Here is a 24,210-nt window from a genome sequence, read left to right on the forward strand (position 1 = left end):
CCGCTCAGGAGGCTGCATGAACAAGCTCGCGTCCTTCTATTTCCCCAACCCCATTACCCTATTCCGCATGCTGATTTCCTGCGCCTGCAACACGCGCACAACGTCGGCGTGATGTTCCTCGACATGCTAGACTCAGGACACCTTCGGGCATGTACCCAGCGGAGATCAGCTGAATTCCATGGCCTCAATGGTTGCGCGCTGCTGACTGACCAGCTCGGCAAAGTGGTAGACACCTGCGAAACCGCCATCAAAACGCAAATGGGGGATGTCTACGAATGAATATGACTCAGCAATCCTGCCTGCCGGTTGAAGTACTCACCGCCCTCTACCGTCGCGCCCTGGCACAGGCCTATCTCGATGCCTGTACTACCTACGGCGTTGAAACCGGCTACACGCTTGATGAACTGCAAATGACCATCGCAAAAGAAGTCGAAAGCTACTATGTCCGTCAGCACGGCGCAAAGCTGGGGATGGACATCGCCTGCGCCATGCTGCGCGACATGGTGCAGCCCGATATTTCTGGTGGCAAAACCCCGCCTGACACCGCTGGGAGAATCCATGATGGACGAGCTGTTCCGGCCTTGTCTTCACACCACTCCTGAAACCACGCTGCACTGACAGAGGCGCATATGACACAAATGATTGTTCAAACACCGTGAGCGCTGCGACAGGGCGCTGGCCTCAGCTTTTGCCCGCGCTGGTATAACCGTTGCCCCTCACGGGCATCATTCCGCCTGCCCCGTTTGCGGGGGAAAGACCGCTTTCGCTTCGATAATCAGGCAGGTAGAGGCACCTGGATATGTAACCACTGCGGTGCCGGTGACGGATTAAATCTGGTTGCTAAAACACTGGATATCACCACGAAAGAAGCCGCCGTGAAAGTGGCTGAGATTCTGGGAGAGGCTCAGCCTCTTGCGGTTCATCACGACGAGGCCGCTGCACAACAGCAAAAAGACGATGCCCGCCAGAAGGCAGCCGTGCAGGCGAAAGCGCTGGTGAATGCTGCCCGCAAAGCGGCAGGCAATGCCTATCTGGAGAAAAAAGGCTGGGTTGATAAGGAAGCGCTGACGTTGCAGGGCAACGGCCTGCGCGTGGGCGGCGTAGATTTCGTGGCGGGTGACCTGGTCATTCCGCTTTATGATTTATCAGGCAACCTGGTCAACGCCCAGCTCATTAACGGGTCGGGGGAAAAACGCATGCTTGCGGGTGGACAGGTTACCGGCGCCGCTCATCATTTTGAAGGGAACGACAACACCGTTATCTGGATGGCAGAAGGCTATGCAACGGGTCTGACAATACATGCGCTGACGGGTGAAACCGTGTATGTGGCACTGAGTGCCAATACTTCCCTCATCTGGCTGAGTGCCTTCGGAGAAATACCCTGACGCCGTGCTGCTAATGGCAGCAGATAATGATGTAACGGCACAGGACAGAAGAAAGCGAAAGAAGCCGCAAATCTGGTCAGCGGGAAAGTTGCGATCCCCTTAATCGCCGGTGACTGGAACGATGTATTCATGCAGGAAGGTCGTGACAAAACGCTGGAACAGCTCCGCGCTTTTAATCAGCAATCTCAGAAAAGCCCCTTGAAACGGTCAGTGATGCCCTCAAGGCCATGAGCCAGTGAGAAGTGTGAACTGCTGCCATGAACACCGTCTGGCTATGCCTCCGGTGGGGAGATCCGCTATGAGAACGGCTGGTAGCCGCACAGGATCCTCAGCCGTGAAATTGCTGCTCTATTTCAGAAAGCACAAGCGCTTTTTCAGCGCCCCTCATTAGCGGCATGATCGAAACCCTAAAGCTCATGGTGCCTGAAATGAGCAAGCCCGCACGTCACTTAATTGGTTTTCGAAATGGCGTTTTTGACACCCGCACCGGAATTTTTAGCTCTCACCGTAAAGATAACTGGTTGCGTACCGTCAACAGTGTGGATTATTCGCAGGCCAAGCCTGGGGAAAATCTTGCAGAGCATGCTCCTCACTTCTGGCAATGGCTGACGCGGGCGGCAAACCAGCAAAGCGAAAAGCAAGAGCGCATTCTCGCGGCGCTTTTCATGGTTCTGGCAAACCGGTATGACTGGCAATTGTTCCTTGAGGTGACAGGACCAGGCGGCAGTGGTAAAAGCGTCATGCAGCCATAGCACGCATGCTTGCAGGGAATGACAATACCACTTCCGCCAGCATCGAAACGCTGGAGTCTTCCCGCGAACGGGCTTCCCTGGTGGGATACTCTCTAATTATCTTACCCGATCAGGAGAAATGGAGCGGCGATGGTGCAGGGATTAAAGCCATCACCGGCGGCGATGCGGTAGCCATTGACCCGAAATACCGTGATGCTTATTCAGCGCACATTCCGGCGGTGATCCTTGCGGTGAACAACAACCCGATGCAGTTCAGTGATCGCAGCGGCGGCGTATCGCGCCGGCGAGTGATCATCACTTTCCCTGAAGTGATACCAGTCAATGAACGGGATCCACAGTTAATAGAGAAAATAGCTCAGGAGCTAGCCGTCATTGTTCGCCACCTGATGCAATGCTTTGCAGTTCCGAGTGATGCACGCGAGCTGTTACAAGCACAACAGAATTCCGATGAAGCGCTTGAAATAAAACGCAGTGCTGATCCGTTGGTGGATTTCTGCGGTTACCTACTGGCTGTAAGTGCGCCTAATGGCCTGTATATAGGTAATGGGAACATTAATCCATCGAATCCTCGTAAATATCTTTACCATGCCTATTTATCATTTATGGAAGCGCGGGGACATCAACGTACAATGAATTTAACTGCCTTTGGTCGGGCGGTGCCGCAAACGCTGAAAGAATATGAGATTGAATTTTTGAAGAAAAAGACCAATCAGGTGTGCAAACTAATCTGATATTAAATGAGGACTGCGAAACAGACTGGTTGCCAAAGTGCGAAATAAAGAATGCTTAAAAAAACCGGCTCAGGCCGGTTTTTTCATTTAGAAAATAGTAACTGGTCACTTGAAAGTGATGAGTTATGGACAGTTCAGGGCAACCTCATCACCACTTAAGATTATGAAAAACAAAATTAAATTATGAAATGTGAACAGTGTGACCAGTTTTTCCTAAAATCTTTTCTTCAGCTTGTACACCAACCAAACTCGTATGTTATTGTGTGTTTATTGTTCATTCCTCCGAGGTCAATATGTTTGAGGATTTAAAAAATGTACTTGGCAATATCAAAACAGTTTCAATTCCTATCGATACTGATGAGCTTGGCTTTATTGATAAACAATGTCCTCAAGAGGAATGTGAGTTTCTTTTCAAAGTTAACGCAGAAGATTGGAAAAATATTTTCCGTGACGAAGCTGTCTGGTGTCCCTCCTGCAGGCACGAAGCCCCAGCTAAGAACTGGTTCACCATAGAGCAAGCTAACAATGCTCAAGAACAAGCCTTAAAAATTATCGAGGGGCATATCCATAACGCATTATTAACATCTGCTCAAAAATTTAATCAAAGACAAAAAAAGAACACCTTTATTTCTATGTCTATGAAAGTCGAGGGCGGCGTTCAAACTACACATCCTATACCTATTCAATCAATTGAATCTATGCAGTTAATTATCCATTGCGAAAATTGTAATGCACGTTTTGCAATAATTGGCAGCGCTTTCTTTTGCCCAGCTTGTGGACATAACTCAGTGGAACGAACCTTCAGCGACTCGCTTAGGAAAATTCATGCAAAAATTGCAAATATTCCTATTATTAGAGCCGCCATCACAGAGGCATCAGATAAAGATTCAGCAGAAATAACATGTAGATCATTGAGAGAAACATGTATTTCTGATGGAGTTGTTGCATTTCAAAGACTTTGCGAAATTTTATATGTTAAGTTCGGGCAGCATCCTTTCAATGCCTTTCAACGACTATCCCAAAGTAGTCAGCTATGGGAACAGGCAATTGGAGTCGGCTATAACCATTGGCTGTTAGAATCAGAATTGACTTTGTTGAATAAGCTTTATCAAAAACGCCATATCCTGGCACACAATGATGGTGTTGTTGATGAGCAATATATCCAAAAATCTCGAGACTCCACCTACGTTGTTGGACAAAAAATCATCGTCAGTGATGCTGAGATTCTTACCATGACTAATCTACTGGAAAGGCTAGCTCAGGGACTTATAGCGAAGGTTAAAAAAGGGTGAAATCGGCTTCAGGTTTTGGCATTGGTATACGTTTAGGTATACATCCAAAAATAATTTTTTATTTTACAGAATAAAAACAATAAGTTAGAAATTTTCATCAACTTCCCCCAGCCCACCAAACAAGGTTTCGGTTATTACCAGATAAGGCCGTTACCGCAAAGAAAGCCGCAGCCCGCAAGGGTTTGCGGCTTTTTTATTGCCCGTTATCTGCTGGCAGACCCTGTATACAACCGGCTACTTCAGATATACGTTTAGTTATACTGTAAGTATCCCGGTAAAACGAACCATTCACTTTTAGAGATCTTCCGACATACTGATTATGTCCCTGAGGAGATCGCTATGCGCAAGATCCGATTCACCGAGCACCAGATCATCGCCGTCCTGAAATCCGTCGAAGCTGGCAGGACCGTCAAAGATGTCTGCCGCGAGGCCGCAATTTCAGAAGCCAGCTATTACAACTGGAAAGCGAAATATGGCGGGATGGAAGCCGCCGATATCAAAAAGATCAAAGATCTGGAAGACGAGAACCGGCGGCTCAAACAGATGTTTGCCGACCTCAGTCTGGAATGCCGCGCGTTGAAAGACGTCATCGAAAAAAAGCTTTAAAACCAGCGATAAAGCGTGAGCTCGTCAGCTATCTGACGGCGCAATTTGCCATGAGCTTACGTCAGGCATGCAGGACATTATCGCTGAGCAGGACGGTGTATTTTTATCAGCCCGATACCCGTCGCGATGAGCCGGTGATCCAGGCGCTGACTGAAATGGCGGAACGCTATCCGCGATACGGTTTTAAGAAGCTCTTTCAGGTGCTTCGCAGGCACGGTAATGCCTGGAATCATAAGCGTGTACACCGGATTTACTGCCTGCTGAAACTGAATTTTCGTCGTAAGGGTAAACAACGCCTGCCGGTGCGCGACCCGGTACCATTGGCAACACCGGAAGCATTAAACCAGAGCTGGTCGATCGATTTTATGCACGATGCGCTCGTCTGCGGCAGACGCTTTCGAACCTTTAACGTGGTGGATGATTTTAACCGTGAGGCGCTGGCGATAGAAATAGACCTGAATATTCCGGCCCAGCGTGTCGTCCGGGTACTGGACAGGATTGTGGCAAACCGCGGATACCCGCTGAAGATGCGGATGGACAATGGACCGGAATTAATCTCACTGGCTCTGGCGAATTGGGCAGAAGAGCATGGTGTGATGCTGGAATTTATCAAGCCGGGTAAGCCGACGCAGAATGCCTTTATCGAACGGTTTAACCGGACGTACCGGACAGAAATACTGGATTTTTACCTGTTCAGAACTCTGAACGAAGTACGGGAAATCACAGAGCGCTGGCTGATGGAATATAACAGCGAGCGACCTCATGAATCTCTGAATAACCTGACGCCGGAAGAGTACAGGCTGATGGCCGAAAATACGGAAATCTCAAAAAGTGCGTGGAACTAAAACGGGTGTGCTTACAATACAACCCCTATAACTACAGAGCGTATAACTAAAATGGCTCTAACCACCACACCACTCACCAGCACTGAGCTCAAAGCCGCTAAGGGCAAAGGCAAAGGCAAAGAGCACACCTTGCAAGACGGCATTGGGCTTTACCCTTTTGAACCCCGGTGGCGCAAAGATAAACGAGGGCAGCGAAGCATACTGGTCGCAAAATATCGACATCAAACATGTTTAAACTGAAACCTGCTCAGGCCGATTTTTTTATAGAAAGGTAGGAGGTCGCAGGAAAGTGAAGAGACATGAACAGAAAAAAACAAAGTGGTTACCACATAATAAATTGAAATTTAAAGAATAAAAAGAAAAGTGTTCACCGTGAATACTCTTCAAATAAATCATTTTTGCTCTACGCTTATCTTTGATTTAGAATTTGCTTAAATTAGATAAATCTAAAATAAAACATGACTAATATCGACATCAAATTTCTGCAAGAAAGTGCGGCTCAGGCGGCCAGACTTCTCAAGTCCATGAGTAACGCTAACCGGCTACTGATCCTTTGTACACTCATTGACTCACCCGGAACTTCAGCTGGCAATCTGAGTAAATTGACAGGATTAAGCCCCTCAGCAACATCTCAGCATCTGGCGAGAATGAAAGAAGAGGATTTGATTGAATGCTACAGAGATGAGCAACGCAGAAATTATTTCATTAAAAATGAATCGATTCGAAAAGTTATCGCAACGTTAAAGGACATTTATTGCCCTGAGGATTTGAAATGACCGCAAGAACCGTAAGTCCTTCAGAAGCACAAGAGCTCATGAAAAATGGCAGCACTCTGGTCGACATCCGTGAGCCTGCTGAATTTCTTCGTGAGCACGTTCCTGGCGCTATCACTTTTCCATTATCAGATATTTTATTGGGAAAAAAAATTAAAGATCTGCCTGTAAATCATCCTGTTATTTTTTACTGTTTAGCGGGTTCGCGTACAGCTCAAAATGAAGATGTACTCATCAGAGCAGCAGATCCATCGGCAGTTTTATTGTTGTCTGGTGGCATTAATGCCTGGAAGAGTGCAAATCTTCCGACGATCGAAGACAAGAAATTTCCTCTTCCAATCATGAGGCAAGTTCAGATTATCGCTGGAATACTTATCCTTGCGGGGGTCGTAATGGGATACGCTATAGATCAAAGCTTCTTTCTCTTGTCGGGATTCATCGGTGCAGGACTACTTTTTGCTGGTGTAAGTGGTTGGTGCGGAATGGCAGTTCTGCTTTCCAAAATGCCCTGGAACAAGGTTAGGAATTAAAAAGTGGTATATGTTTAGATATAGCGAATTTAATATAAATTAATTTTTTCAATTAAAAACAGATAGTTAAATATTAATCTCAACGTCTCTAAACAAGGTTTCGGTTATTACCCGATAAGGCCGTTACCGCAAAGAAAGCCGTAGCCCGCAAGGGTTTGCGGCTTTTTTATTGCGACTCCCCCGGTAAGTCATCGTAGTCTATCCTTTTGTTTTTAAGGCGTAGCACAACATTTATCTCATCCATTTTGGCTGATATTCATTTTCCATAGTGGTCGGTTCTCTTATTGTTGCCATCTTCGTCTATTGCTGGTTTTGCAAAAATGTTTGGCGCTTGACCCTGCCTGACTGAGTCGTCATATTCGAAATAAGAAAGCACAACTTTTACCCTCGCCTTTAGCTGCGGGGGTTTGTTTTTTTAGCACCATCAGGAGATTACTTGTGAAGAAAAATATATTGCTGTTCATCGCAACAACGCTGGCCGTGACCAGCGGTTTCGCGCAGGCGGAAACGACATTACGCTTCGGCGTAGATCCATCATTTCCCCCTTTTGAATCCAAAGCATCTGACGGAAAACTGGTCGGTTTTGATATCGATCTGGGCAACGCAATCTGTCAGCAGGCTCAGGTTAAATGTGAGTGGGTTGAGACCGCGTATGACGGCATTATTCCTGCCCTGAACGCCAAAAAATTTGATGCCGTGCTTTCAGCGATGTCGATGACGCCTAAACGCAAAGCTCAGGTCAATTTCTCCGACATGCTCTATCACGTTCCCAGTGTGCTGATTGCGAAAAAAGGGAGTGGCCTGCAACCGACGGCGGAATCTCTGAAAGGTAAAACCGTCGGAGTTGCTCAGGGAACAACGCAGGAAGCTTACGCACAAGGCGAATGGCAGAAAAAAGGCGTGAACGTCGTCTCTTATCAGAACCAGGATTTCGTTAATCAGGATCTGGCCTCTGGCCGTATTGACGTGACGCTGACGAACGCAGCGGTGGCCGAAATCGGCTTTCTGAAAACGCATGAAGGCGCGGATTTTGCCTTTGCGGGCGAACCGTTAAACGATACCCGTTATCTGGGCGAAGGAACGGCTATCGGGTTGCGTAAGGATGACCAGGCACACCTGGCGTTAATCAATAATGCGCTGACAGAAATCCATAAAAACGGGACTTATCAGACGCTGGAAAAGAAATATTTCACATTTGAGGTCTATACGAAAAAACCGTAATCCCCTTCTCAGGCCGCATGGCAGCAGACATGCGGCTCATTATTTGCGGGCCGGATTCCAAAGCCGCCTGTCTGAAACTGCAATTCTAAAGATTGTTTACACGAACCGCCGCAACCTTTAAACCTGCCCGTTTCCCCGATTATGCTTTCAGCCTAAAGTCAGCCTCGCCGATAAACGTTATCTGAGAGGGTTACACCAACATGAGATTCGCCGACGTCAGCCTGAGTGCCTGCAAAGCCTCATCACGGATATCTGTATCTGTAATAATCGTGTCAATTTTTTCCATCGGCAGCACCAGATTATATCCGCGACGGCCAAATTTAGTGGAATCAGTGACAACCACAACACGCTGAGCGGCACCCGCCATAATTGCGCTGATGCTGTAGCCCTCATTAAACGTGGTGATACCTGTCACGGCATCGAGGCCATCAGCCCCCACAAACATCAGGTTGGCGACGATTCCCTGCAAGGCGTATTCCGTAATATTGCCATGCAAAGATCGCGTTTTATGTCGCAGCGTTCCGCCGCAAACCACCAGCGTGATATCGGGGTTTTCAGATAGCACAAACGCAGCAGGCAAATTGTTCGTGATGACGGTGATGTCGCCTGATTTCACCAGCTCTTCTGCCAGTAACATGGTAGTGCTGCCGCTATCGAGAATGACGGTATCTCCGGGTTTTACCAGTCCTGCCGCCGCCTGAGCGATGCGTTTTTTAGGGTCACTGGCTTGCAGGTAGCGCTCTTCAAGCACCATTTCATCCTGCGGCAACGCCGCCTGATCATTAGGTGAAGCATCGCGTTTCGCCGCACCGCCATGAAAGCGCTTCAGATCGCCCTTTTGTTCCAGTAACCCCAAGTCAGAACGGATTGTCACTTCAGAAACGTCGAAAGCACTCGAAAGGTCGGCAACCATAACGCTGCCGTTTTTATTCACTAAATCAATGATTTTGTTACGTCTATCATAAGTATTCATGATTGAGGATCCGAAAGACTGTATTGCTGACAGTGTAAACAAAAGGCGTCATTAAGAGGAGAAAAAAATCCAGACATTGTGAAACCTGATATCACCTTGCCCACCAGGCTTTGATTAGTTTCATTTATCGGTACACTCCGAAAATCGAAAGAAAACGAATGCAACAAACTTACGAAAGATTTCGATCGCTGTCACGAATTCTAGAAAACGCTATTGTTTGGCTTTCGAAAAAATATGACTATCTTCGAAAATAAACGGAGGCCAAAATGAAAGATATTATCGAAAAACATAAGCAAGGCGAAAGCACCGGGATTTGTTCTGTCTGCTCTGCTCATCCTTTAGTGATCGAGGCAGCCCTGCGGGAAGATCTTCTCACTGATCGCAAAGTGCTCATCGAAGCCACTTCTAATCAGGTGAATCAGTTTGGTGGCTATACGGGAATGCTGCCGATTGATTTTCGGGATTTCGTTCTCGCGATTGCTGAAAAAGTGGGATTCCCCGCCCAACGCCTCATTCTGGGCGGAGACCATCTGGGGCCAAACTGCTGGCAAAATGAAGATGCTGACAGCGCAATGTGCAAAGCAGAAGTGCTGATAGCGCAATACGTTGAGGCCGGTTTCAACAAAATACATCTGGATGCCTCGATGTCCTGCGCAGGCGATCCTGTCCCGCTCGATCCTGTTGTTGTCGCTCAGCGTGCAGCGCGCTTATGTCAGGTAGCCGAACGCGTTGCGACACCGCAACAAAAACGCTTACTGACTTACGTAGTTGGCACTGAAGTTCCTGTTCCCGGCGGAGAAGCTTCAGCTATTCAGCACGTTCATGTCACGCAAGCGAAAGATGCGAAAGCCACGCTTGAAATGCACCATCAGGCTTTCCGGGAAAAGGGGCTTGAGGCAGCAATAGAGCGGATTATCGCTATCGTTGTTCAGCCAGGCGTTGAGTTTGACCACAGCCGGGTGATCCACTATCAGCCGAAGCTCGCTCAGGAATTATCTGCCTATATAACAACGACTCCGCTGGTTTATGAGGCACATTCAACCGATTACCAAACCCGCGAATCTTATCGTCATCTGGTTGAGGATCACTTTGCCATTCTGAAAGTCGGACCTGCGTTAACCTTTGCACTTCGGGAAGCCGTTTTTGCTCTGGCGAATATCGAACAGGTAATGATTGCTCCCGAATCCCGCAGCCAGATACTGACGGTGATCGACGGTGTCATGCTGGACGAACCGGTTTACTGGAAAAAATACTACAACCCGACATTCAGCCTCTCACTGATCGACCTGCATTTCAGCCTTTCAGATCGTATTCGTTATTACTGGCCTAACGCCCGCATCAACCGGGCCATGGAAGCGCTGGTCGCCAATTTAAAAGCCGTAGACATTCCACTTGGCCTGTTAAGCCAATATCTGCCCGCGCAATTTGAACGCGTGATGGAGAATAAACTGACCAGCGATCCTCACGAATTGATTATCGATAAAATTCAGGATGTTTTGCGCGCATACCATTACGGCTGTTCACCGCACCCCATCAGCGCGGAGGCCTGCTGCAATGCATAACTGTGAAATCTTCGTCAAAACGCACATTGCCTTCACGGACTATCAGGAAGCGCTGAGCCACATCGGTGAATGCATGGTGAAAGCCGGTGTGGTTGAAAACACCTATCCGCAGGCGCTGCTTACTCGCGAGGCTGAATTTCCGACAGGCATCCAGCTTGAACAACATGCGGTCGCAATCCCGCACTGCGAAGCCAGCCATGCCCGAAGCCCTGCGATCTACCTGATTCGCCCTGATGCTCCCGTTGAATTCTTTCAAGCTGATGATGAAGGCACAATCCCGGCGTCACTGATTGTGGCGCTTATCGTCACTCACCCGTCAGAACAACTGAAATTGTTGCGTCAGCTTTTCAGTCAGTTACAGAAACCTGAGTTTTTAGAACAACTCCTCACAGCTCCTGAAAACCGGCTGGCATCCATTTTTGAGCAACACGTTTTCTTACCGGCTGAGGACAAAATTTCTCCCGTTTACATCTGAAGCCTTTACCACCCGAAGCGACCTCTACACCTTACTTAAAAACATTAAAACAAAGCACCAAGGAGTTTTACCGTGAAGCGAAAAATCATTGTCGCCTGTGGCGGAGCTGTCGCCACATCAACCCTGGCAGCAGAAGAAATCAAAGAGTTGTGCGCAGCGCACAGCATTGAAGTCGATCTCGTACAGTGTCGCGTAACCGAAATTGAAACCTATATGGACGGTGCGCACCTGATTTGCACAACGGCCAGAGTTGACCGCAAGTTCGGGGATATTCCGTTAGTGCATGGCATGCCGTTTATTTCCGGTGTCGGCATGGATGCGTTGCGTGAGCAAATACTGACCCTGTTGCAGGAGTAAGCCATGTTTACTGAAATAATGCGCTATATCCTCGACCTCGGGCCGACAGTCATGTTGCCCGGCGTCATCATCATTTTCTCCCTGATATTAGGCATGAAACTGGGAGACTCATTCAAATCAGCTATTCACATTGGTATCGGCTTCGTCGGGATCGGGCTGGTGATTGGTCTCATGCTCGATTCCATCGGACCTGCGGCAAAAGCGATGGCCGAGCATTTCGAAATCAACCTGCAAGTGGTGGATATCGGCTGGCCGGGCTCATCACCGATGACCTGGGCTTCTCAGATTGCACTGGTCGCTATTCCGATTGCGATCGGGGTGAATATCGTGATGCTGCTGACCCGTATGACGCGCGTCGTCAACGTCGATATCTGGAATATCTGGCACATGACATTCACCGGCGCCATGTTACATCTGGCCACCGGGTCATACTGGATGGGGATCATGGGCGTCGTGGTTCACGCGGCATTCATCTACAAATTGGGCGACTGGTTTGCGAAAGATACGCGTGATTTCTTCAACCTTGAAGGCATCGCTATCCCGCACGGCTCATCGGCGTATCTCGGGCCGATTGCCGTGCTGGTCGATACCGTCATTGAGAAGATCCCGGGGCTGAACAAGATCCACTTCAGTGCCGACGATGTTCAAAAACGCTTTGGCCCGTTTGGCGAACCCGTAACTGTCGGTTTTGCGATGGGGCTAATTATTGGCTATCTCGCCGGTTATGACATCAAAGGCGTATTGCAGCTGGCGGTCAAAACCGCTGCCGTCATGCTGCTGATGCCAAGGGTTATTAAACCGATTATGGATGGTTTAACGCCGATTGCCCGTCATGCCCGTACACGTCTGCAAGCCCGTTTCGGCGGTCAGGAATTCCTGATAGGTCTGGATCCTGCGCTTTTGCTTGGTCACACCGCCGTCGTTTCCGCCAGCCTGATCTTTATTCCGTTAACAATTTTGATTGCCGTGCTGGTGCCGGGAAATCAGGTTCTGCCGTTTGGGGATCTGGCCACTATCGGCTTCTTTGTGGCGATTGCGGTTGCCGTTCATCAGGGGAATCTGTTCCGCACGCTGATTTCAGGCTGCATCATCATGAACATCACTCTCTGGATTGCGACCCAGACTATCGATTTGCACACGCAGCTTGCTGCCAATGCAGGGGCTCTCACGGCCGGTGGCAGGGTGGCATCCGTGGATCAGGGCGGTTCTCCGATTACCTATCTCCTGATCCAGCTTTGTACGCTGAAAAATATCGCGGGGCTCAGCATCATCGGCGTCATTTACGCCGTGGGTGTATTCCTCACCTGGCGACGAGCCCGTAATTTTACCCGGGCTGAAAAACTGGCAGCGGCTGCACTGGCCAGCGCTTAACCCTCATCCAGGCGGAGGGTTTCCTCCGCCTTAAGGAAACAATGATGCTATCTGTAGTGGTACACCAGGGCGGGACTATCACCGTCGAGGAACGGGATAAGCCCGTGCTGAGCGCGCCGGATGATGTGTTAGTGCGTGTGGCGTATTCCGGCCTGTGCGGTTCTGATATTCCACGCATTTTTGCCAACTCTTCACATTACTATCCCATCACGCTCGGCCATGAGTTCAGTGGTTATGTGGTTACCGCAGGCGATGACGTTCATGATTTACAAGAAGGAGATGCTGTGGCGTGCGTTCCTCTGCTCCCCTGCTTTCACTGTGAAGAATGTAAAAAAGAAGCGTATTCACAATGTAAGCACTACCAGTTTATCGGCTCCCGCCGCGATGGCGGCCACGCAGAATTTGTCGTTGCGTCGAGAAAAAATCTCTTCCGGCTGCCGGAAAACGCTTCGCTGTTGCAGGGGGCATTTCTGGAACCGATCACCGTGGGTTTACACGCTCTGAAACTGGCCGGTGGTTGTGAAGGCAAAGAAGTCGTCGTGATTGGCGCAGGAACTATCGGCCAGTTAATTATTCAGGCGGCAAGCGCCCTGGGTGCAAAATCCGTGACGGCTATTGATATCAACCCTCAGCGTTTGGATCTCGCCCTGAGCACCGGCGCGAGCCATAGCTTTAACAGCGCCCAACTAAACGCCGATGAAATTCGTCAGCAAAATCAGGATCGTCGTTTTGATCAACTGATTATCGAAACCGCTGGCACGCCGCAAACTGTCGCGCTGGCTCTCGACATTGCGGGTCCGAAAGCGCAGATCGCGCTGGTCGGCACACTGCATAAAGATCTGACCCTGAATGTGGCGACGTTCAGCCACATCTTGCGTAAAGAGCTGACGTTACTCGGCAGCTGGATGAATTATTCCGCGCCCTGGCCCGGCAGCGAATGGCAGCAGGCAACCCAACTTTTCGCGGAGCAAAAAATAAATCTGACGCCGTTAATTGGCTGTCTGGGCGACGCTCAGGAATTTGCGAATGAAGTCACCGCCCTGAAGGGAAAACCTATGGCGGGCAAAATCCTGCTGGATTTAACAAGGAGATAAATTCATGTATCTGATCTCAAACAGAGAAATGCTTCTGGCGGCGCAGCGCGAAGGTTATGCGGTTCCTGCATTCAATATCCACAATATGGAAACGATACAGGTTGTGGCCGAAACGGCGGCCGCGATGAGTTCACCTGTCATACTCGCCGGAACGCCCGGCACATTCAGTTACGCGGGAACCCAATACCTGATTTCGCTATGTCAGGAAGCGGCACGGAAAAATCGCATTCCACTGGCGCTGCATCTTGATCATCATGAAGAACAGGAAGACATCGGGACGAAAGTCCGAGCGGGGATCCGATCCGTCATGATCGACGCTTCGCATTTTCCGCTGGCGGAAAACATAGAAAAGGTGCGCGATGCTGTGCGTTTATGTCATGCCTTTGACGCGAGCGTCGAGGCGGAACTCGGGCGGCTTGGCGGGCAGGAAGACGATCTGGTCGTTGAGGAAGGTGACAGCTTCTTTACTGACCCTGTGGTCGCGAAACATTTCGTCGAATCCACCCGTATCGATTCGCTGGCGGTTGCCATTGGTTCGGCACACGGCCTGTATCAGGGCACACCGAAACTGGATTTTCGCCGACTGGAGCAGATTCGTCAGTTGGTGGATATTCCCCTCGTTCTGCACGGGGCATCGGGGATCCCCGAAGAGATGATCCATGAGGCCATTGCGCTGGGGATCTGCAAAGTCAATGTGGCAACTGAATTGAAAATTGCCTTTGCAGATGCGGTGAAAGACTATTTTTCAGCTCACCCTGACGCGAACGATCCGCGTAAATATATCGTTCCCGGCAAGCTGGCAATGCAAAAAGTGGTGGAGGATAAGATCAAGGTCTGTGGCAGCGCTGGCCGTTTATAAACGGGATGGTTCTCATAACCTGAATGGATAAAAAGCGGAGGTTTTTTCTCCGCTTTTCAGCTCTTTGGCATCGCATGAGTTGCAGCCCAATCACCATTCTGATTTTATGGGTTCTCTCAGAGAGTAAAATGGAAAAGACGATGACAACCCTCAATCACTTTGGTCAGCCCGTGGGTGATTCCCTGCCCGACTGGAAACCCCGCGAGCGTCCTTCACACGTTCAGCTTAACGGCACATGGTGTCGTCTTGAGCCACTAAGCTGCGAACGCCACAGTCAGGACCTCTTTAAAGCCTGGCATACTATTGATGATAACCGCGACTGGACCTACCTTTCCGTTGACCGTCCGGCCACACAGGCTGATTGCGATTTGTATATTTCACAGCAGGCTAAAAGTGAAGATCCGGTCTTTTTCGCCGTGGTGGATAACGAAACAGGGCGCGCCGTCGGCAGCGTATCGCTGATGCGCATCGACCCGGTGAACGGTGTTGCGGAAATTGGTTGGGTAAACTGGTCGCCGCTGATGAAGCGCACCCGTTTTGGCACAGAAGCGATTTATCTGCTGCAACGTTATCTGTTCGATACGCTGAAATATCGCCGCTGCGAATGGAAATGTCACAGCCTGAATGAACCGTCTAAACAGGCGGCATTACGCTTTGGTTTTCAATATGAAGGTACATTCCGCCAGGCGATCGTCCTGCGCAATCAGAACCGTGACACCTGCTGGTATTCCGTCATCGACAGCGAATGGCCGCAATCGAAAACGGCATTTGAGCGCTGGCTGAGCGCCGATAACTTCTCCGCAGAAGGTCAGCAAAAACAGCGGCTGGAAGCACTGCGTAAATAATAAATAGCCCGCGAAATTCACCGACGCGGGCACTTTATGACATATCAAATTTAAGCAGCAAATTTACACAGCGGACAGCAACGAAATATCCGGCCAAGCGTAAATAATATTGCGCGAGCGCCAGAGTGGTCCGGCGTCGGTATAGCGCCCTGATTCGCGGCCACCCAATGCGCTGTAAAACCGGATTGCCGGTTCGTTGCCTTCCACCACGCCTAACCCGGCACTGCGATATCCCGCAGCAGCCAGATGTCGGGCGGCTTCGATGATTAACCGTTTCCCGATGCCCTGACGTTTAAAATCAGCGGAAACATACAGGAATTTGATTTCGGCCATCTCTCCAAAATCAGGGTTAGATGATGCGGAAGCCAGACAAAAACCGGCCAGTTTTCCGTTCACTTCGGCCAGAAAAATGCCCTGCCCGGCAGCGGGATGGTCAAATTTATCCTGCCAGAAGGCTTTGCGGCGCGGCACATCCAGCGCGGCGAATGCCTCCGCAGGAGCCAGTTCGCGGTAGGTTTCACGCCAGATAGCAACGTGCAATCCGGCGAGTTCATCAATATCTTGTAGCGCGGCTTCGCGCAAAGAAAAAGCAGACACGGCATCCCTCATTATAAAAATCCGGTGGCAGAAAAGTCAGGTGAGTATAGTTAGGCTTCATCTTCGCGCGCTAACAAAGAACGCTTTCTTTCCACGCCCCAGCGGTAGCCGGAAATATTCCCGTCAGTTTTCACGACGCGATGGCAGGGAATAGCGACAGCCAGCAGGTTCGCTGCACAGGCACCCGCCACGGCGCGAACGGATTTTGGCGAGCCAATTTTTCGGGCAATATCCGCATAGCTGGCGGTGGTTCCGGCAGGAATATCACGTAATGCCTGCCAGACGCGCTGCTGGAAAGCCGTGCCGCGAATATCCAGCGGCAAATCCAGCCCGATTTGTGGCTGTTCAACAAAGCCGACAATCATGGCAATGCGTTGCTCAAAATCAGGATCGCCGCCCACCAGTTCCGCTAGTGGGAAACTGTTTTGCAGCTCGGCAATCAGCGTTTGCGGATCATCGCCCAGCAAAATGGCGCAAATACCGCGCTGGCTTTCAGCGACTAAAATTTCGCCCAGCGAAGACTGCCCAATGGCAAACCACACGCGGACATCACGGCCACCGGCGCGGAATGACTGCGGCGTCATGCCCAGAACCGTGCCTGACGTTTCGTAAAACCGACCATCGGAGGAATATCCTGCGGAGTGCACTGCTTCGGTCACTGTTGCCGCATCAGTCAGCTTTTCACGAACCCGGCGCGTGCGCTGTGCCTGCTGATATTCTTTCGGCGTCACACCGGTTTGGGCTTTGAAGATACGATGGAAATGATAGGCGCTGATGCCAACTTCTGCCGCCAGTTGGTTCAGCGTGAGCATTTCGCCAGACTGCTCGAGTAAGCGGCAAGCCTGCGCCACCCGTTGGGCGTGAAACTGCGCCAGCGAGATAAGCCCCTGCCTGCACCGTTTGCACGGGCGAAAACCGGCCTGCTCGGCGGCTTCTGCATCGTCGTAATATTCAATATTTTCCGGATTTGGCTGACGTGACGGGCAGGAAGGCGCGCAGTAAATTCCGGTGGTTTTCACTGCATAGACAAACTGACCGTCGGCTTTTACATCACCGCTGACGACCGCCTGCCAGCGCGGATCCTGCACCGGATTGCCCCCTGTACTTTCTGATACCGCTTCATGACGAACTTGCGTTTTACCTGACATAGTCTGCCTCACATTTCCCGACTGGATGGCCCTCAGCATAAGCTGCGAAATCATCGTGCGCCCTCCGGCGCTTGCTTTCTCATTCCATCTGCTGTTTTCAGCTTCCAACCGGCGCTGACGGCGTATCAAGGATCAACTGATAAAAGGCCAGATCCAGCCAGCGGTCAAATTTCCAGGCGGCCTGTTTAATCGTTCCGGTGTGGGTAAATCCGTTCTTTTCGTGCAACGCAATGCTGCTGCCGTTCGCCGCGTCGATCGCACCAATCAGTGTATGGACATCGCGCTCGCGTGCCGCGTCGATGAGTGCATTGAGCAACACTTTTCCCAGCCCTTTTCCACGATGATCTTTATGAATATAAATAGAATGTTCGGCTGAATATTTATACGCTGGCCACGCGCGAAACGTGCCGTAACTGGCGAATCCCAGCAACGCCCCTTTTTCATCCTCGAGGCCGATAACGGGAAAATTATTGATCAGTTTAGTGGCAAACCATGAGGTCATACTGTCGATGTGCCGGGGTTTATAATCATACAACGCCGTTGAAGTCAGAATCGCATCATTAAAAATATCCAAAATCGGCACCGCGTGCTGACGTTCATTACAGGCAATCAGTTTCATCAGATGTTCCCCTTAGCGTCGGTTGTGATTAATTTTCCACTATAGTAGAATTAATTCCACAAAAGTAAACAACGGAACGTCTGTTATGTCAATCGACCAGTTGATCGCCACACGTCTGCAGTCATTACGTAAGAATCAGGGGCTGAGCCTCGAACAGCTGGCAAGCAGTTCCGGGGTCAGTAAAGCGATGATTTCGAAAATTGAGCGGCAGGACAGTAGCCCGAGTGCCAGTCTGCTGGGGCGGCTGGCGGCCAGCCTCGGCGTGCCGCTGGCACACCTGCTTTCAGAAGATAACCCGCAGCCTGCACCGCTGCGTCCGCTGGCACAGCAGGAAGTCTGGCAGGATCCGGACATCGGCTATCTGCGCCGCCAGGTGACAGCGCATGAAGAAAATGGCGGGCCTGAGCTGGTAGAGATTACCCTTCCTGCGGGTGCGCGGGTCAGCTATCCGGGCTGGCATCAGCAGGCTTACAAGCAGCGCCTGTGGATGGTAGAAGGCACTCTGGATATCCGTTATGGCGATGAAAATTACACATTATCTACCGGTGACGCTCTGACGTTTGGCGTGGATTTACCCGTCACATTCAGCAACGGGGGCGAACAGCAATGCCGCTATTTACTGATCATAAACGGCAAATAGCGTCTGCTTTTTCAAGTAACGCCAGCGCGCGGTTCCGCTGACGCCAAAAGCGTGTGGTCATCATCAGCCACATCTCGGGCGACGTGTTTTTACGGTCTGACGCCAGTTCCCGAAAGCCGGGAAACGCACCGCCGCGATAACTCAGGTCATAGTGGAAATCATCCACCGAGCTGTAACGCAGGCGATGCAAATCTGTGATCACCTGCTTTAACTGCGGCTGCCAGACCTGCGGTTCCGCCTGCCAGCGGGCCGTGAGTTTCTCCAGTTCAGGCTGCAACTGCTGAAATTTTTCAGCCACCGGTGTGAGGTCAAATTCCGGTGAAATAGTCGCGATAAGCTGTGCGAGGGATTGCTGCAAACTCCCCAGATACGCCAGCGGATCCAGCGGCAGTGCGTGCTGCGTAAGCAACCCTTCCAGCCAGTGCGCGTGAATTTGCGTATCGCGCCAGAGAATATTCAAATCCACCTTATCGTAAGTGTCTGCTTCGGTGTGCCACCACCAGCCACCGCCGCTGCCCGGCGACTGTGTCGTTTTTTCCAGAGGCACTTCACGGAAGGCAAAATGCAGCGGCAAACCGCATCCCCAGAAGGACTGATCGCCACCTTTACCCAGCGGCGTAATACGCAGCGCCGGTTCGCCGGTCACGGCTTCAACGGCAGCGTTTAAGAATGTATGGGATTCCGAACCGCTGGCATTGAGCACCACATTCACGGCGTCCAGGCACCCCGGCGAATCCACGTTGATGTGCGCCACGCAATGCTGTTTGAGCTGTTCACGGTAGCGGTCGGCATACCACGTCGAGCCACCATAGCGGGCATTCGAGTGCCCCGGCCACCAGATAATCCGCAGCCCGCGCAGCAGCGTCTCCCGCTGCTGATAGAAATGAATCGCCATCGCCAGACACAGCGCATTGCCGGTCGCGTTATCGGTCACGCCCTCATGCCAGGAATCATAATGCGAAGACAACAGCACAAACTCCGGGCTGGTGCCGGGAATATCTACCACCGGCATGCTGCATTCAGCAACGTGATAATTCAGCTGTGTGGTGATTTTCACCGTCATCAGCGGGCTGAGCTGAAATTCCGCCAGCAGCCGCTGGCCGTCCTGCTGATTAACTGAAATCACCGGCAGACGCGGATAACGCAAAAAATCATCCGGCTCCGGCGTTCCCCAAACCGGCCCGACGGTTTCTTCATGCAGCGCGGATTCCGCCGACCCCCAGATATGGATAAGCCCGAGCGCGCCGGCGGCGTACAGGCGTTGCACGTAATCTTCAAAACCCTGCCCGGCGATAACGATTTTCCCTTTTACGTTCGGCGCCCACTCTTTCCACTGGAGATCGGTACGCGGCACGCAGGCTTCGGCGTCATAAAAAGCCGGCCCTTTCACACCCTGCGGGCAATGCGCGGAGAACGAACGGGTTTTCGCCTCACCGCGCCAGCCGGGCTTGCCGGACAATTCCAGGCTTCCGTGCAGCGGATCGCTGAGATACAACGGACAATGCATCAGGCGCGCATCCAGCCCCTGTTCCTGCAATAAAGACACCATGCGCTGCGCCGCCAGTTCGGCATCATCACAACCTGAAAGCCGGTGCAGCGAGGAAAACTCGTGCAACAGGCCATCCATCAGCGGCAGTAAATGTTCACGAACCGGCGGGCGCAGCAACATTATTGGGCTTCCCCAGGCTGATGTACGGACATGTCCAGCGGGCCGAAATATTTCACTTTGATCTTCTCCCAGGTGCCGTCGGCCTTAATTTTTGCCAGACCTTCGTTCAGCAATGCTTTGATTTTGGGATCGTCTTTGCGCACACCGTAGGAGGACCCGATGCTGAATATTTTGTCGTCACGCACTTCCGGGCCGGTCAGCTCGAAATTTTTGCCTTCCGGTTTATTGAGAAAACCAAAGGTCACGGCAACCGCAGGGCTGAGCGCGCCGTCTAAACGTCCGGCCACTAAATCCTGGTAAATCGTGTCCTGATCGGCATACGCCACCACATCCACGCCTTTCGGCTGCCAGAAGGTGTTGGCATACATTTCCTGAATCGATCCTTGCTGAACGGCAATCCGTTTACCCTGCAACGACTCCGGCGTCGGCAACAGCGGGCTGCCTTTTTGCACCACCAGTTTGGTCGGAATGTGGAAGACAAAATCGCTGAAATCAATGACCTTACGGCGTTTTTCCGTCGCGCCCTGCGGCGAAATGAAATCGACTTTCTTGGCAATCAGCGAGGGGATCTCTGCGTCAAAGCTGCTGACCACGTATTCGCATTTCACCTTCATCACATCGCAAATGGCGTTGGTAATATCAATTTCAAAACCGGTTGGCGTACCGCTGGCATCACGATACTGGAACGGCGGATAGCCCATGTCGGCGGCGACGCGCAGGGTTTCGCCGTCTGCATGAGCCATCGCGCTGCCAAAGGTCAGTGCCAGAACGGCAGCAACCAGTGTTTTTTTCATCATTATTCTGTCCTCTCTTCCCAAAGTTATTGTTTTAACTGCCAGTTTGAAAATTCTTCTCTTACTGCACGGAGCTTTGTGTCGTCCTGAAATAAATCGAGAGCCGTCATCGCCAGCGCTTTTGCGGCCTGCAACATGCCCTGTAAACCGGCCTCAGAACCCGCAGCGACCGCGAATTCTGGCGTGTGAGGAAGGACATCGCCGATACGGATATACGGGTGGATCGCCGCCGTGATCTGGCTGACGTTGCCGATATCCGAAGAACCAATGCCGCCTTTCAGGGGCGGCGGCACCACCTCAACGCCCATCGCTTCCAGGTTTTGCTGGAAATAACCGGCCAGCGTCAGGTTGTTGTTACGTTCGGCGTAGGTCAGCCCTTCTTCAATTTCCAACCGAGCGCCGGTCATCAGCGCCGCACCGCGTGCCGCATCGAACACTTTTTGCTTCACGGCGGCCAGCCCTTTCACGGTATCGGCGCGCATCAGGAATTTCGCTTCGCTGTAGGCCGGGACGATATTGGTGGCGCTGCCGCCGTCGGTAATAATGCCGTGAACGCGCACGTCATCGGTGAACAACTGGCGTAACGCGTTGATGCCGTTGAAGGTGTGGATCACCGCGTCCAGCGCGCTGATGCCGTTTTGTGGCGCAGACGCCGCATGTGCCGCTTTACCATAGAATTTGAACTCAGCATCGACGCACGCCAGCCCGCCGCGCACCACCATGGTTTTATCGCGCGGATGGAACATCATCACCGCGTCAACAGGGTCGAAAATGCCTTTTTCACTGAGGATAATTTTGCCGCCCCCTTCCTCTTCTGCCGGTGTGCCGATCACTTGCAATTTGCCTGTCAGCAGAGATGAAACCTGTTTCAGCGCCAGCGCGGCGGTAACGGAAGCCGTGCCGATCAGGTTATGTCCGCAAGCGTGGCCCAGATTGACCAGCGCGTCATACTCGGCCAGCAGTGCAATCACCGGCCCCGGTTTGCCGCTGTCAAAAGTGGCGCGGAACGCCGTCGGCAAGCCGCCCAGTGATTCTTCAATCTCAAAACCAGCCTCGCGCAGGGGCGCAATTAACGCCTCCGCAGAATTCACTTCTTCAAAGCTGAGTTCGGGATTGGCATGAATGTTCAGCGCCAGTTCGGTGGCCTGCGCCGCCAGTGAATCCACGGCGGCAATAATCTGCGCCTTCTGTTCTTCTATAGTGCAAACCGACATAAATATTCCCTGCGATGGTGCAAAACCAAAAATTATTTTCGGATGAAGGTTTTTTGATATTGCGTTAACACGTCTCTATATCTCCAAGAAATAGGGCTTTTAGGGGTTTTGGTCAAATTGAGCCTTTTTATCTGTTGCCCTTTTTACGCAAAAATTATTTTATGGTGTTCGACTTTTCGGGCAGAAATCCGGGGAAATGCATGAACGAGAAAGACTGGCTAATTTTGCGCGCCGTGTATCAGCATAAAAATATTACCCGCGCAGCGGAGCAGCTTTACACCTCGCAGCCTGCGCTGAGTTATCGCCTGCGCCAGATCGAACGCAAACTGGCTATCCGTTTATTTGAAGAAGGCCAGAAAGGGTTGGTTTTCAGCGCGCAGGGAGAATATCTGGCGCAGCACGCGGTGAACGTACTCAACGATTTACAGCAGCTGAAACTCAATCTGCACAGTCTGGATCAGGCGCAGCAGGGGGAAATTTCGCTCGGTGTTTCCAGCAACTATGCGGCGTACCGCCTGCCGCCTTTGCTGAGTCAGTTTCGCCAGACGCATCCGGGGATCCGCGTCAGCCTGATGAGCGGATTCAGCGAGGATATTATTCAAAAGCTGCTGCGCGGCGAGATTGATATGGCGCTGGTGAAAGATGATTTTAACTGGAAGGAAGGCAAGCATCTGATTGAAGAAGATGACTATATGCTGGTGAACAGTCAGGATTTTGATTTCGCGCTGCTGCCGCACATGCCGCAGATAAAAATTCATCACGGGGCGCACGTCACGCAACTGATTGAACGCTGGTGGAATGCCAATTTCTCGCACGCGCCCAACGTCACGATGGAGGTCGATAAACTTGAAGTGTGTATGGCGATGGTGGAACACGGGCTGGGCTACGCGATTGTCGCGACCTATTTACCGCTGCCGGAGCATTTTTACCGGCGGCCCGTCAGCGTCGATGGTACTTCGGTGAAGAACCGTACCTGGCTGCTGCACCGCCATAACCTGAACGCCACGCCGTATATGCAGGCGTTTATTCATTTGTTGCAGACGGCGCAACAAGGCAACGTTTTGAAAGTCTAGGCGCGCGTGCATTTATTGATTACTCTGCGGACACGCGTTTTTCATAAACTCATCGTCTTGTGTTTTGACACTACAGAGGTTGTTCAATGAGCGAATCTTCTTTATCGATAGGCATGCTGCTGTTCCCGGAACTCACTCAGCTTGATCTTACGGGGCCATATGAAGTGTTTGCCAGAGCGCCCGATGCCAACGTTCATCTGATTTGGAAAACATTGGATCCGGTGAGATCAGATCGTGGCATGAGAATTTTACCGACCTGCACGTTCGACACCTGTCCGGCGCTGGATGTCATCTGCATACCGGGTGGTCCGGGGCAAATTACGCTGATGAATGATGATGAAACGCTTTCTTTTATCCGTACCCAAAGTGAAAACGCGAGATTAGTGACCTCCGTCTGTACCGGATCTCTTATTCTCGGCGCGGCCGGACTTTTACGCGGCTACAAAGCCACCACTCATTGGGCTTCTCTTGACCAGCTCACGCTGCTTGGCGCTGAACCTGTTAACGAACGGGTCGTCAGGGATCGCAACCGGATTACGGGTGCCGGCGTGACGTCAGGCATTGATTTCGCCTTAAATGTCATCGCAGACATTTATGGATCAGAAATCGCTCAGAATATTCAATTGCACATGGAATATGATCCTGAACCGCCCTTTACCTCCGGCTCCCCGCGTGTTGCACCAGAGGCATTACTCGAACAAGCTAAAAAACAGATAGCGCCTTTCATAGAAAAAAGGCGACTGGCGACAGAAGCCGCCGGGCGCCAGTTACTGAAAAACCTCTGA

The 24,210-nt window shown here is 51.2% G+C and carries 23 protein-coding genes and 2 pseudogenes; 18 read left to right on the forward strand and 7 right to left on the reverse strand.

Annotation, left to right across the window (positions count from 1 at the left end; genetic code table 11):
• Positions 1-60: 60 nt before the first annotated feature.
• From ACM5QY_RS00005 to ACM5QY_RS00040, 8 genes and pseudogenes are all read left to right on the forward strand, one after another.
• A complete protein-coding gene (locus ACM5QY_RS00005; protein ID WP_416122786.1) occupies positions 61-279 on the forward strand; it encodes a hypothetical protein in 219 nt (72 codons plus the stop codon).
• Positions 276-618, forward strand: a pseudogene (locus ACM5QY_RS00010) (DUF5375 family protein). The gene ACM5QY_RS00005 and the pseudogene ACM5QY_RS00010 overlap by 4 nt, the downstream one beginning before the upstream one ends.
• A pseudogene (locus ACM5QY_RS00015) lies at positions 599-2,927 on the forward strand (phage/plasmid primase, P4 family). Before ACM5QY_RS00010 ends, ACM5QY_RS00015 begins: the two co-directional pseudogenes overlap by 20 nt.
• Before the next feature lie 234 nt (positions 2,928-3,161).
• Positions 3,162-4,160, forward strand: coding sequence for a hypothetical protein (locus ACM5QY_RS00020; RefSeq protein ID WP_416118688.1), 999 nt, complete (start codon positions 3,162-3,164; stop codon positions 4,158-4,160).
• 339 nt (positions 4,161-4,499) lie between these two features.
• Positions 4,500-5,611 (forward strand): IS3 family transposase gene (locus ACM5QY_RS00025; RefSeq protein ID WP_416118689.1). Its coding sequence is split into 2 segments (ribosomal slippage): positions 4,500-4,761 and positions 4,761-5,611, totalling 1,113 coding nucleotides; the frame shifts between segments, so codons are not numbered across the junction.
• A gap of 458 nt (positions 5,612-6,069) precedes the next feature.
• Entirely contained in the window at positions 6,070-6,387 is a 318-nt protein-coding gene (locus tag ACM5QY_RS00030; RefSeq protein ID WP_416118690.1) for an ArsR/SmtB family transcription factor, read from the forward strand.
• Positions 6,384-6,914 (forward strand): rhodanese family protein, encoded by a 531-nt coding sequence (locus tag ACM5QY_RS00035; protein ID WP_416118691.1) that lies wholly within the window; start codon positions 6,384-6,386, stop codon positions 6,912-6,914. Before ACM5QY_RS00030 ends, ACM5QY_RS00035 begins: the two co-directional genes overlap by 4 nt.
• Before the next feature lie 438 nt (positions 6,915-7,352).
• Positions 7,353-8,135, forward strand: coding sequence for an ABC transporter substrate-binding protein (locus ACM5QY_RS00040; RefSeq protein WP_416118692.1), 783 nt, complete (start codon positions 7,353-7,355; stop codon positions 8,133-8,135).
• Positions 8,136-8,325: 190 nt separating this feature from the next.
• Here the strand turns inward: ACM5QY_RS00040 and ACM5QY_RS00045 are convergent, their stop codons facing one another.
• Positions 8,326-9,108 (reverse strand): DeoR/GlpR family DNA-binding transcription regulator, encoded by a 783-nt coding sequence (locus ACM5QY_RS00045; RefSeq protein ID WP_416118693.1) that lies wholly within the window; start codon positions 9,106-9,108, stop codon positions 8,326-8,328.
• A gap of 266 nt (positions 9,109-9,374) precedes the next feature.
• Between ACM5QY_RS00045 and gatZ the strand changes: the two genes are divergently transcribed.
• From gatZ to ACM5QY_RS00080, 7 genes are all read left to right on the forward strand, one after another.
• Positions 9,375-10,670, forward strand: a complete 1,296-nt coding sequence (gatZ, locus tag ACM5QY_RS00050) for a tagatose-bisphosphate aldolase subunit GatZ (protein ID WP_416118694.1) — start codon at positions 9,375-9,377, stop codon at positions 10,668-10,670.
• Complete coding sequence (gene gatA, locus ACM5QY_RS00055) at positions 10,663-11,145, forward strand: PTS galactitol transporter subunit IIA (RefSeq protein WP_416118695.1); 483 nt, start codon at positions 10,663-10,665, stop codon at positions 11,143-11,145. The genes gatZ and gatA overlap by 8 nt, the downstream gene beginning before the upstream one ends.
• A gap of 72 nt (positions 11,146-11,217) precedes the next feature.
• The gene (gatB, locus tag ACM5QY_RS00060) at positions 11,218-11,502 is read left to right on the forward strand and encodes a PTS galactitol transporter subunit IIB (protein WP_416118696.1); all 285 of its coding nucleotides are present in this window, start codon (positions 11,218-11,220) and stop codon (positions 11,500-11,502) included.
• 3 nt (positions 11,503-11,505) lie between these two features.
• Positions 11,506-12,873: a galactitol-specific PTS transporter subunit IIC gene (locus tag ACM5QY_RS00065; RefSeq protein ID WP_416118697.1), complete on the forward strand. Its 1,368-nt coding sequence runs from the start codon at positions 11,506-11,508 to the stop codon at positions 12,871-12,873.
• 44 nt (positions 12,874-12,917) lie between these two features.
• On the forward strand, positions 12,918-13,967 hold the full coding sequence (gene gatD / locus ACM5QY_RS00070) for a galactitol-1-phosphate 5-dehydrogenase (protein ID WP_416122787.1): 1,050 nt from the start codon (positions 12,918-12,920) through the stop codon (positions 13,965-13,967).
• A gap of 4 nt (positions 13,968-13,971) precedes the next feature.
• Positions 13,972-14,826, forward strand: a complete 855-nt coding sequence (locus ACM5QY_RS00075) for a tagatose bisphosphate family class II aldolase (protein WP_416118698.1) — start codon at positions 13,972-13,974, stop codon at positions 14,824-14,826.
• Positions 14,827-14,966: 140 nt separating this feature from the next.
• The gene (locus tag ACM5QY_RS00080) at positions 14,967-15,671 is read left to right on the forward strand and encodes a GNAT family N-acetyltransferase (RefSeq protein ID WP_416118699.1); all 705 of its coding nucleotides are present in this window, start codon (positions 14,967-14,969) and stop codon (positions 15,669-15,671) included.
• Between the two features lie 63 nt (positions 15,672-15,734).
• Here ACM5QY_RS00080 and ACM5QY_RS00085 read toward each other — a convergent pair whose 3' ends face one another.
• The 3 genes from ACM5QY_RS00085 to ACM5QY_RS00095 all read right to left on the reverse strand — a co-directional run bounded on the left by ACM5QY_RS00085 (position 15,735) and on the right by ACM5QY_RS00095 (position 18,035).
• Positions 15,735-16,268, reverse strand: coding sequence for a GNAT family N-acetyltransferase (locus ACM5QY_RS00085; RefSeq protein WP_416118700.1), 534 nt, complete (start codon positions 16,266-16,268; stop codon positions 15,735-15,737).
• A gap of 50 nt (positions 16,269-16,318) precedes the next feature.
• Positions 16,319-17,416 carry a bifunctional DNA-binding transcriptional regulator/O6-methylguanine-DNA methyltransferase Ada gene (gene ada, locus ACM5QY_RS00090; RefSeq protein ID WP_416118701.1) on the reverse strand — a complete coding sequence of 366 codons (1,098 nt, stop codon included), beginning with the start codon at positions 17,414-17,416 and terminating at the stop codon, positions 16,319-16,321.
• A gap of 97 nt (positions 17,417-17,513) precedes the next feature.
• Positions 17,514-18,035 (reverse strand): GNAT family N-acetyltransferase, encoded by a 522-nt coding sequence (locus tag ACM5QY_RS00095; protein WP_416118702.1) that lies wholly within the window; start codon positions 18,033-18,035, stop codon positions 17,514-17,516.
• A gap of 85 nt (positions 18,036-18,120) precedes the next feature.
• On the opposite strand from ACM5QY_RS00095, the gene ACM5QY_RS00100 reads away from it, so the two are divergent.
• Positions 18,121-18,675 (forward strand): helix-turn-helix domain-containing protein, encoded by a 555-nt coding sequence (locus tag ACM5QY_RS00100; protein ID WP_416118703.1) that lies wholly within the window; start codon positions 18,121-18,123, stop codon positions 18,673-18,675.
• Here ACM5QY_RS00100 and ACM5QY_RS00105 read toward each other — a convergent pair.
• The 3 genes from ACM5QY_RS00105 to ACM5QY_RS00115 are packed head-to-tail and all read right to left on the reverse strand — an operon-like array spanning position 18,659 to position 22,352.
• Positions 18,659-20,344 (reverse strand): M28 family peptidase, encoded by a 1,686-nt coding sequence (locus tag ACM5QY_RS00105; protein ID WP_416118704.1) that lies wholly within the window; start codon positions 20,342-20,344, stop codon positions 18,659-18,661. The two genes, ACM5QY_RS00100 and ACM5QY_RS00105, sit on opposite strands and share 17 nt — an antisense overlap.
• On the reverse strand, positions 20,344-21,141 hold the full coding sequence (locus tag ACM5QY_RS00110) for a transporter substrate-binding domain-containing protein (protein WP_416118705.1): 798 nt from the start codon (positions 21,139-21,141) through the stop codon (positions 20,344-20,346). The genes ACM5QY_RS00105 and ACM5QY_RS00110 overlap by 1 nt, the downstream gene beginning before the upstream one ends.
• Before the next feature lie 23 nt (positions 21,142-21,164).
• A complete protein-coding gene (locus ACM5QY_RS00115) occupies positions 21,165-22,352 on the reverse strand; it encodes a M20 family metallopeptidase (protein WP_416118706.1) in 1,188 nt (395 codons plus the stop codon).
• Positions 22,353-22,552: 200 nt separating this feature from the next.
• Between ACM5QY_RS00115 and ACM5QY_RS00120 the strand changes: the two genes are divergently transcribed.
• The gene (locus tag ACM5QY_RS00120) at positions 22,553-23,425 is read left to right on the forward strand and encodes a LysR family transcriptional regulator (protein ID WP_416118707.1); all 873 of its coding nucleotides are present in this window, start codon (positions 22,553-22,555) and stop codon (positions 23,423-23,425) included.
• Positions 23,426-23,538: 113 nt separating this feature from the next.
• Entirely contained in the window at positions 23,539-24,210 is a 672-nt protein-coding gene (locus ACM5QY_RS00125) for a DJ-1/PfpI family protein (protein WP_416118708.1), read from the forward strand.

The sequence above is a fragment of the Rahnella sp. PCH160 genome, from assembly GCF_047784855.1.
Classification (GTDB): domain Bacteria; phylum Pseudomonadota; class Gammaproteobacteria; order Enterobacterales; family Enterobacteriaceae; genus Rahnella.